This window comes from Streptomyces sp. NPDC057307 (assembly GCF_042667665.1).
Classification (GTDB): domain Bacteria; phylum Actinomycetota; class Actinomycetes; order Streptomycetales; family Streptomycetaceae; genus Streptomyces.
On sequence record NZ_JBHUZM010000104.1, the window covers coordinates 18,593 to 28,637 of the forward strand.

General features: G+C 72.0%; 1 protein-coding gene. It reads left to right on the plus strand.

Annotation, left to right across the window (positions count from 1 at the left end; all coding sequences use genetic code 11):
- Positions 1-114: 114 nt before the first annotated feature.
- Positions 115-10,045 (plus strand): SDR family NAD(P)-dependent oxidoreductase (locus ACFUN8_RS27705; protein ID WP_383643073.1); only part of this gene is annotated, 9,931 nt, incomplete at its 3' end.

The following is a 10,045-nucleotide window of genomic DNA, read 5'->3' on the forward strand; positions in this document are numbered from 1 at the left end:
AGGGATGCGCAAGTGCCTTCGGCGACCTTTCTGGCGACCGGCCGTACCCGCTCGGCTCCGCCCGTACGGCTGCACACTTTCTGGTTACTCCGGCCGCCAAGGGGACTGCTGCACATGGCGAATGAAGACAAGCTCCGCGCTTATCTGAAGCGGGTCACCACAGACCTCCAGCAGACGCGGGACCGTCTGCACCAGGCCGAGTCCCGGAACCACGAGCCGATCGCCGTCGTCGGCATGGCATGCCGCTACCCGGGCGGCGCCCGGTCCCCCGAGGACCTGTGGCGGCTCGTCGCCGACGGCACCGACGCCATCACCGAACTCCCCGCCGGCCGAGGCTGGGACCTCGACGCGCTGTACGACCCGGACCCGCGGCGCTCCGGCACCTGCTACACGCGGCACGGCGGATTCCTCCACGACGCGGACGAGCACGACCCGGAGTTCTTCGGCATCAACCCGCGCGAAGCCCTCGCCATGGACCCCCAGCAGCGGTTGCTGCTGGAAACCAGCTGGGAGGTCTTCGAACGGGCGGGCATCGACCCCCTCACCCGGCGCGGCAGCCGGACCGGGGTGTTCGCCGGCGTGATGTACAACGACTACGGCTCCCGCTTCGGCCAGGCCGGCCGTATCCCCGAGGGCCTCGACGGATACATCGTCAACGGCAGCGCGGGCAGCGTCGCCTCGGGCCGGATCGCCTACACCTTCGGCTTCGAAGGCCCCGCCGTCTCCGTCGACACCGCCTGCTCGTCCTCCCTCGTCGCCCTGCACCTCGCCGTACAGGCACTGCGCCGCGGCGAATGCGACCAGGCGCTCGCGGGCGGCGTCTGCGTCATGTCGACCCCCGCGTCACTCATCGACTTCAGCCGCCAGCGCGGACTGGCCAAGGACGGCCGGGTCAAGGCATTCGCGGACGGCGCCGACGGCACCAGCCTGGGAGAAGGCGCCGGGCTGCTCCTGGTGGAGCGGCTCTCCGACGCCCGCCGGCTCGGACACACCGTGCTCGCCGTCGTACGCGGCTCCGCCGTCAACCAGGACGGCCGCAGCAGCCAGCTGACCGCACCCAACGGCCCCTCCCAGGAGCGGGTGATCCGCCAGGCCCTCGCCGACGCCCGGCTCACCCCCGCCGACATCGACGCGGTCGAGGCCCACGGCACCGGCACCTCCCTCGGCGACCCCATCGAGGCCCGCGCCCTGCTCGCCACCTACGGCCAGGGACGCCGCGACGACCAGCCGCTGTGGCTCGGCTCGGTCAAGTCCAACATCGGGCACGCGCAGTCCGCGGCCGGCGTCGCGGGTGTGATCAAGATGGTGATGGCGATGCGTCATCGCGTCCTGCCCGCCACGCTCAACGTCGGCGCGCCCACGTCCCACGTGGACTGGACCGAGGGCGCGGTGTCCGTGCTCGCCGAGCCACGCCCCTGGCACAAGGAGACGGGACCTCTTCGGGCCGGTGTCTCCTCCTTCGGCATCAGCGGTACGAACGCCCACGTGCTCCTGGAGGAGCCCTCCGCCGCCGACGCCGCGGGCGGTGCGCCGGTTGGCGGCTCCGGGACGGGCGACGGGTCGGTGGCCGGCGTCGGGGCGGGCACCACGGGCGAGACGGACACCACCGACGGGGTGGAGACCGCCGACGCCACCTCCGGCAGCGCCTCCCCGACGGCCGGCCCCCTGCCCTGGGTGCTCTCCGCACGCAGTGCCAAGGCCCTCGCGGGCCAGGCCGAACGGCTGCTGAAGCACCTGGACGACGAGCCCGACGCGCGCCCCGCCGACATCGGCCACGCCCTCGCCACCACCCGGGCCCGCCTCAGCCACCGGGCCGTGATCGTCGGCGAGGACCGTGCGGAGTTCGTACGCGGCCTCTCCGCCCTCGCCGCCGGCACAGCCGCCCCGCACCTGCTGAGCGGCACCGCCGCGGGCGGACTCGCCCGTACCGCCTTCCTGTTCACCGGACAGGGCAGTCAGCGGCCTGGCATGGGCGGCGAACTCCACGCCGCCTTCCCCGTGTACGCGCAAGCCTTCGACGCCGCGTGCGCACAACTCGACGTACACCTGGCGACGGAACTCCGGCACCCGCTCCGCGACATCGTGTTCGCCGCCCCGGGAACGCCCGAGTCCGCCCTGCTCGACGAGACCGTGTGCACCCAGGCCGCGCTGTTCGCCGTGGAGACGTCCCTCTTCCGGCTCGTCACATCCCTCGGCGTCCGCCCCGACGTCCTGATCGGCCACTCCATCGGCGAGTTGACCGCCGCCCACGTCTCCGGCGTGCTCTCACTGGACGACGCCTGCGCCCTCGTCGCCGCCCGCGGCCGACTCATGCAGGCCCTGCCCAAGGGCGGCGCCATGGTCTCGCTCCAGGCCACCGAGGACGAGGTACTGCCGTTCGTCGACGACGCGGCGCGGCGCGACAAGGTGTCCGTCGCCGCGCTCAACGGCCCGCGCGCCGTGGTCGTCTCCGGCGACGAGGAAGCGGTGACGGAGATCGCCGCACACTTCGGCGGACTCGGCCGCAAGACCAGACGCCTACGGGTCAGCCACGCCTTCCACTCACCGCTCATGGACCCGATGCTGGACGAGTTCCGCCGCGTCGCCGAAGGACTCACGTACCACCGCCCCGAGATCCCCGTCGTCACCAATGTGACCGGCCGGCGGGCCACCGCCGACGAACTGGCCTCGCCCGAGCACTGGGTACGGCACGTCAGGGGAGCGGTCCGCTTCCACGACGGCATTCGGCACCTGGCGGACGACGGCGTCACCCGCTACCTCGAACTCGGCCCCGGCGGCGTCCTGACAGCGGCGGCACAGGACACCCTCGACGACGCCGGCACCGGGCGCGACGACGGGCCCGCGACGGCCCTCGCCCCCGCCCTGCGCAAGGACACCGGCGAAGTCCGCTCGCTCCTCACCGCGGTCGCGCGGATCCACATCAACGGCGCGACCGCCGACTGGGACGCGATCTTCGCACCCGCCCGCCCCCGCCGCGTCACGCTCCCCACCTACGCCTTCGAACGCAACCACTACTGGCTGAACGTCCCCCCGGGAGCGTCCGACGCCACCGGCCTCGGCCTGACCGCCGCCGACCACCCGCTGCTCGGCTCGGCGATCTCCCTCGCCGACAGCGACGGAACCGTCCTCACCGGCAGGCTCGCCCGCGACACCCACCCCTGGCTCACCGACCACGCGGTCGGCGGGACCGTCATCCTGCCCGGCGCCGCGTTCGTCGAACTCGCGATACGGGCGGGCCACGAGGTGGGCTGCGACCAGGTCGCCGAACTTGCCCTGGAAGCACCCCTGTTGCTGCCCGAACGCGGCGGCGTCCAGATACAGGTCCTGATCGGCGCCGCCGACGAAACCGGCCGACGCGCAGTGTCCGTACACTCCCGCGGCGACGACACGGCGGCCGACGACAACTGGGTCCAGCACGCCACCGGCCAACTCACCACCTCGGCCGACCCCGCGACCCACGCCGGATGGGACCTGACCACATGGCCGCCGCCCGCCGCCGAAGCCCTCGCCGTCGAGGACTTCTACGACGACCTCGCGGCCGCCGGCTACCACTACGGCCCGGCGTTCCGCGGCGTACGCGCCGCCTGGCGCGCCGGCGAGGACCTCTACACCGAGGTCGAGCTGCCCACCGGCTCCGGGGACGACGGCCAGTCACCGCCCGGCGGTGACGACGCGGGCCGCTTCGGTCTGCACCCCGCCCTGCTCGACGCCTCGCTGCACGGCATCGGACTGTGGCGGGAGAGCGGCGACCCCCAGGTGCTGCCGTTCGCCTGGAGCGGAGTCACCCTGCACGCCGCGGGCGCGACCGCGCTGCGCGTACGGCTCACCCGCCGGGGCCCCGAGAAGGTCACCGTACGGGTCGCCGACCCGGCCGGTGCCCCCGTGGCCACCGTCGACACCCTCGCCCTCCGCCCCGTCACCCTGGAGCAACTGACCGGCGCCGCAGGCGGGAAGCGGCGCTTCGAGGACCTGTACCACCCGACGTGGTCCCCGCTCGCTGTCGTACCGGCCACCGGGAGCACCGCCGACGGTGCCGACACCGGGGGCTGGGTGGTCCTCGGCGACGTGTCGGCACTGCCCGACCTGGGCGCCCGCGCCCGTACGTTCCCCGATGCCGCCGCACTCGGCTCGGCCGTCGAGGACGGTGAGCAGGCACCGGAACTGGTGCTGCTGCCGTACTCGGCGACCACCACCGGCGCGACCACCACCGGCGCGGCCGGCCCCGACGCCGTACGGGACCTCACCACGCACCTCCTCGGCACCCTCCAGCGATACCTGACCGACGAGCGGCTCACCGGCGCACGGCTGGCCGTCGTCACCCGCGGCGCCATGGCCACCGACGAGCGGGAGAGCGCCGACCCGGTGCACGCCGCGGTATGGGGCCTGGTCCGCACGGCGGAGCTGGAGCACCCGGGCCGGCTGCTCCTCGTCGACCTGCCGGCATCCGCGAGCGACCTGCCGGACGACTTCGGCACCACGTTCCCCGCCGCCGTCGCGGCCGTCCTGGCCGCCGGAGAATCCCAGTTCGCACTCCGCGGCGACACGGCGCGGATCCTCAGGCTGACGCGTGTCAGCGGCGAACAAGCCGCCATGGTCCCACCGGCGGGAGTCACCGAGTGGCGGCTCGACACCAGCTCCCGCGGCACGCTTGAGAACCTCGTACTCATCCCCGCCCCGGAAGCCGGATCCCCCGCCGGCCCCGGCCAGGTGAGAGTGGCCATGCGTGCCGCGGGCCTCAACTTCCGCGACGTACTCATCGCGTTGGGTGTCTACCCCGGCGACGCCGCCATGGGCGGCGAAGGCGCCGGAATCGTCATCGAGACCGGCGAGGGAGTCACCGGGATCGCGCCGGGCGACCAGGTCGTGGGCATGTTCCCCGGCTCGTTCGGACCGTACGCCGTGACCGACCAGCGGATGATCACCCAGCTGCCCCGCGGCTGGAGCTTCGAGGACGCCGCGTCCGTACCGATCGCCTTCCTCACCGCCTACCTCGGCCTCGCGGACATCGCCCGGCTCGCCCCCGGCGAACGGGTCCTGGTGCACGCGGGCGCCGGCGGCGTCGGCATGGCCGCCGTCCAACTGGCGAAGCACTGGGGCGCCGAGGTCTTCGCCACCGCGTCCGAGAGCAAGTGGGACACCCTGCGCGCCCTCGGCCTCGACGACGACCACATCGCGTCGTCCCGCACCCTCGACTTCGAGGAGCACTTCCGCGCCGCCACGGGTGGACGCGGAATCGACGTCGTACTGGACTCCCTGGCCGGAGAATTCGTCGACGCCTCGCTGCGCCTGCTCGCGGCGGGTGGCCGCTTCGCCGAGATGGGCAAGACCGACATCCGCGACGCCGGTGAAGTACTCGCCGAACACCCACGGCTGACGCTCTATCAGGCCTTCGACCTGCTGGACCTGGCGAGCAGCGATCCCGAGCGTATCCGCACCATGCTCACGGACGTCGTCTCGCTCCTCGACGCCGGGCTCGTCAACGGTCTGCCGGTCACCACCTGGGACGTGCGCCGCGCGCCCGAGGCTTTCCGCTTCATGAGCCAGGCACGCCACACGGGCAAGATTGTGCTGACACTGCCGCCCGCCCCCGACACCGACGGGACCACTCTCGTCACCGGCGGTACCGGCGGGCTGGGCGCGGTGGTGGCGCGGCATCTGGTCACGGAACACGGCGCGCGGCATCTGCTGCTGGTGAGCCGGCGCGGCCCGGCCGCCGACGGCGTCGGTGAACTGGCCGCCGAGCTGCGCGGATTGGGTGCGACCGTCACGGTCGCGGCGTGCGACGTGGCCGACCGCCAGGCCGTATCCGGACTCCTGGACACGATCCCCGATGAGCACCCGCTGACCGCCGTGATCCACGCCGCCGGCCTCCTCGACGACGGGCTGCTGGAAGCGCAGACCCCCGAACGCCTCGACACCGTCCTGAGGGCGAAGGCCGACGCCGCGTGGAATCTGCACGAACTGACGCAGGACTCGGCACTGTCGGCGTTCGTCCTCTTCTCGTCGGTGGCCGGTGTGCTGGGCAACCCCGGGCAGGCGAACTACGGCGCGGCGAACGCCTATCTGGACGGGCTGGCGAGCCACCGCCGCTCGCTGGGGCTGGCCGGCCAGTCCCTGGCCTGGGGCATGTGGGCCGACGCCGGCGGCATGACCGGCGCGCTCGGCACGGCGGACCACCAGCGGCTGGCCCGAGGCGGGATCCGGGCACTGTCCAGGGAGCAGGGACTCGCCCTGTTCGACACGGCGTTGAGCGCCGAGCCGGCGGTACTCGTGCCGGCCGGGTTCGACGTGCCCGCGCTGCGGGCACGGCTCCAGCGCGGCGACGCGGTGCCGGCGCCACTACGGGCCCTGGCGCCGTCGACCGGTCGGGCACTGGCACGCGCCGGCGCCGGGCCGACCGGTGCGAAGGGCCTGGCGGGACGGCTGGCCGCGATGCCGGCCGCGGAGCGGGAACGGTTCCTGCTCGACGTCGTACGCGGCGAGACCGCCGCGGTTCTCGGACACGCGTCGCCGGAGACGGTGGACACGGGGCGGGCGTTCAAGGAGTTGGGCTTCGACTCGCTGACCGCCGTCGAACTCCGTAACCGTCTCAACTCCGCCACCGGCCTCACCCTGTCCAGCACCCTCATCTTCGACCACCCCACACCACGGGCGCTGACCGACCACATCGCGTCCGGCCTCGGCCTGCTGGGCTCCGACACGCCGGACAACGCGGCCACATCAATCGCGCCGACCGCCTTCGCCGCCGATGAGCCGGTGGCGATCGTGGGCATGGCGTGCCGCTTCCCGGGCGGTGTGTCGTCGCCGGAGGAGTTGTGGCGGCTGGTCGCGGAAGGCACGGACGCGATGTCCGGCTTCCCCACCGACCGCGGCTGGGACCTGGACGCCCTCTTCCACCCAGACCCGGAGAACTCCGGCACGTCCTACGTACGGGACGGCGGATTCCTCCACGACGCGGGGGAGTTCGACGCCGCGTTCTTCGGGATCAGTCCGCGTGAGGCGCTGGCGATGGACCCGCAGCAGCGGCTGCTGCTGGAGACGGCCTGGGAGGCGCTGGAGCGCTCCGGCATCGCACCGGACTCGCTGCGCGGCACCCGGACCGGCGTCTTCGCCGGTGTCATGCACGAGGACTACGGAGCGGGCCTGGCCGAGCCTGGATCACAGGCAGCACCGGAACTCGAGGGCTACTTCGCGACCAGCACCTCGGTCAGCATCGCGTCGGGTCGTATCTCGTATTCGTTGGGTCTTGAGGGGCCGGCGGTGTCGGTGGATACGGCGTGTTCGTCGTCGCTGGTGGCGTTGCACATGGCGGCGCAGTCGCTGCGTCAGGGCGAGTGCACGCTGGCGCTGGCGGGCGGCGTGACGGTCATGGCCGCACCAGCACCCTTCATCGCGTTCAGTCGGCAGCGGGGCCTGGCGGTGGACGGTCGTTGCAAGCCGTTCGCGGATGCGGCTGATGGTACGGGGTGGGGTGAGGGTGCCGGGCTGCTGGTGTTGGAGCGGTTGTCGGATGCGGAGCGTCATGGGCATCGGGTGCTGGCGGTGCTGCGGGGTTCGGCGGTGAATCAGGACGGTGCGAGTAATGGTCTGACGGCGCCGAACGGTCCGTCGCAGGAGCGGGTGATCCGTCAGGCGCTGGCCGGGGCGGGACTGACTGCGGCCGAGGTCGACGCGGTCGAGGCGCACGGCACCGGCACGCGGCTGGGTGACCCGATCGAGGCGCAGGCGCTGCTTGCGACGTACGGGCAGGGGCGTGCGGGGGACCGGCCGCTGTATCTGGGGTCGGTCAAGTCGAACATCGGTCACACGCAGGCCGCCGCGGGTGTGGCGGGTGTGATCAAGATGGTGATGGCGATACGGGCCGGGGTGCTGCCGCAGTCGCTGCATGTGGATACGCCGTCGGCGCATGTTGACTGGACGGCCGGAGCGGTTGAACTGCTTGCCGAGGCACGTCCCTGGCCCGACGTGGAGCGCCCGCGCCGGGCAGGTGTCTCCTCTTTCGGCATGAGTGGCACGAACGCTCACGTGATTGTGGAGGAGGCGCCGGCGCTGGGGGCGGGTGTCGCGGGGTCGGGGGAGTTGGGTGTTGTGCCGTGGGTGGTGTCGGCGAGGTCGGCTGTGGCGTTGCGGGCGCAGGCGTTGCGGTTGGGGTCGTTGGCGGGTGCTGATCCGGTGGCGGTGGGGCGGGCGTTGGTGTCGTCGCGTGCCCGGTTCGACCATCGTGCGGTGCTGATTGGTGGGTCGGTGGAGGAGTTGCTGGCCGGGGCTCGGGCTTTGGCGGCTGGTGAGCCGTCGCCGTTCGTGGTGTCGGGTCAGGTTCGGGCGGGTGCGGGGCGGACGGTGCTGGTGTTCCCGGGTCAGGGGTCGCAGTGGGCGGGAATGGCGGTGGAACTCGCCGCTGAACTGCCCGTGTTCAGGGAGCGTTTGGATGAATGTGCGGTGGTGCTTGGGGAGTTCACGGACTGGGGTCTGTGGGATGTCCTGAACGAGGTGGAGGGTGCGGCGTCGCTGGAGCGGGTGGATGTGGTCCAGCCGGTCCTCTGGGCGGTAATGGTGTCACTGGCCGCAGCCTGGGCCGAGCTGGGAGTCGTACCGGATGCGGTCGTCGGTCATTCTCAGGGCGAGATCGCGGCGGCCACGGTCGCCGGGGTTCTGACTCTTGAGGACGGCGCCCGTATCACCGCCCTGCGTTCCAAAGCCCTGACCGCACTCGCCGGCACCGGCGGAATGGTCTCGGTTCCCCTGCCCGCGGCGGAGGTCCAGGCCCACCTCGACACCCACGCGCCCACTTTGACCATCGCTACCATCAACGGGCCTGCGTCCACCGTCATCGCCGGTGACGTTACAGCGTTGGAGGAGGTGCTCGCCCACTACGAAGCTGCGGATGTGCGGGCGCGGCGTATCGATGTCGATTACGCCTCCCACACCCCCCACATCGACCAACTCCAGGACACACTCGCCGAGCTGCTTGCCCCGGTCACCCCACAGGCGGTGACGGACATTGCGTTCTACTCGACGGTCACGGGTGAGCGTGTCACCGACACCACCACGATGGACGCCGCGTACTGGTACCAGAATCTGCGCGGGACGGTCCGGTTCGAGACCACGACCCGGGCCCTCCTCGCCGACGGCTACAGGTTGTTCATCGAGTCCAGCCCGCATCCGGTCCTGACCATCGGCATCCAGGACACCACCGACACCGAGACCGCATCCGATGCCACGGTCATCGGAACCCTCCGCCGGCAGCAAGGCACGCTGACCCAGCTCCTCACTTCCGCCGCCTACGCGCATACCACCGGCACCCCCATCAACTGGACAAGGTTCCTCCCTCAGTCGTCGCAAGCGGTTGATCTGCCGACGTATCCGTTCCAGCGCGAGTCGTTCTGGCTGAAGTCCTCATCCCGCCTCCAGGACGCGACGTCTCTGGGCCTGTCGGGGGCTGAGCATGCGCTGCTCGGGGCGCGGATCGACCTCGCCGACACCACCACCCTCTTCACCGGCCGGCTCTCCCTCAGCACGCACCCGTGGCTCGCCGACCACGCCGTGGCCGGCACCGTCCTCCTCCCCGGCGCCGCCCTCGTCGACCTCGCCCTGCACGCAGGACTCCACACCGGCCACCCCCACCTCACCGAACTCACCCTCCACGCACCCCTCACCCTCGACCCCACCACACCCCGCCAACTCCATCTCACCTTGGAGCCCGCCCGCGACGGAACCCGCACCCTGATCATTAACTCGCGCACGGACACCGAGGCCGAGTGGGTCCAGCACGCCGACGGCACCCTCACCCAGCACCAGCCGGCACCGCTCCAGCCGTCAGCGACCTGGCCGCCCCCAGGTGCCGAACCGGTCGATGTCACCGGTCTGTACGAGGACCTGCACGCACGCGGCTACCACTACGGCCCAACCTTCCAGGGCCTCACCACCGCCTGGAAACACGGAACAGACCTCTACGCCGACATCACCCTCCCCGAGAACACCGACACCACCGGCCACACCATCCACCCCGCCCTCCTCGACGCAGCCCTCCACACCGCACTCCTCA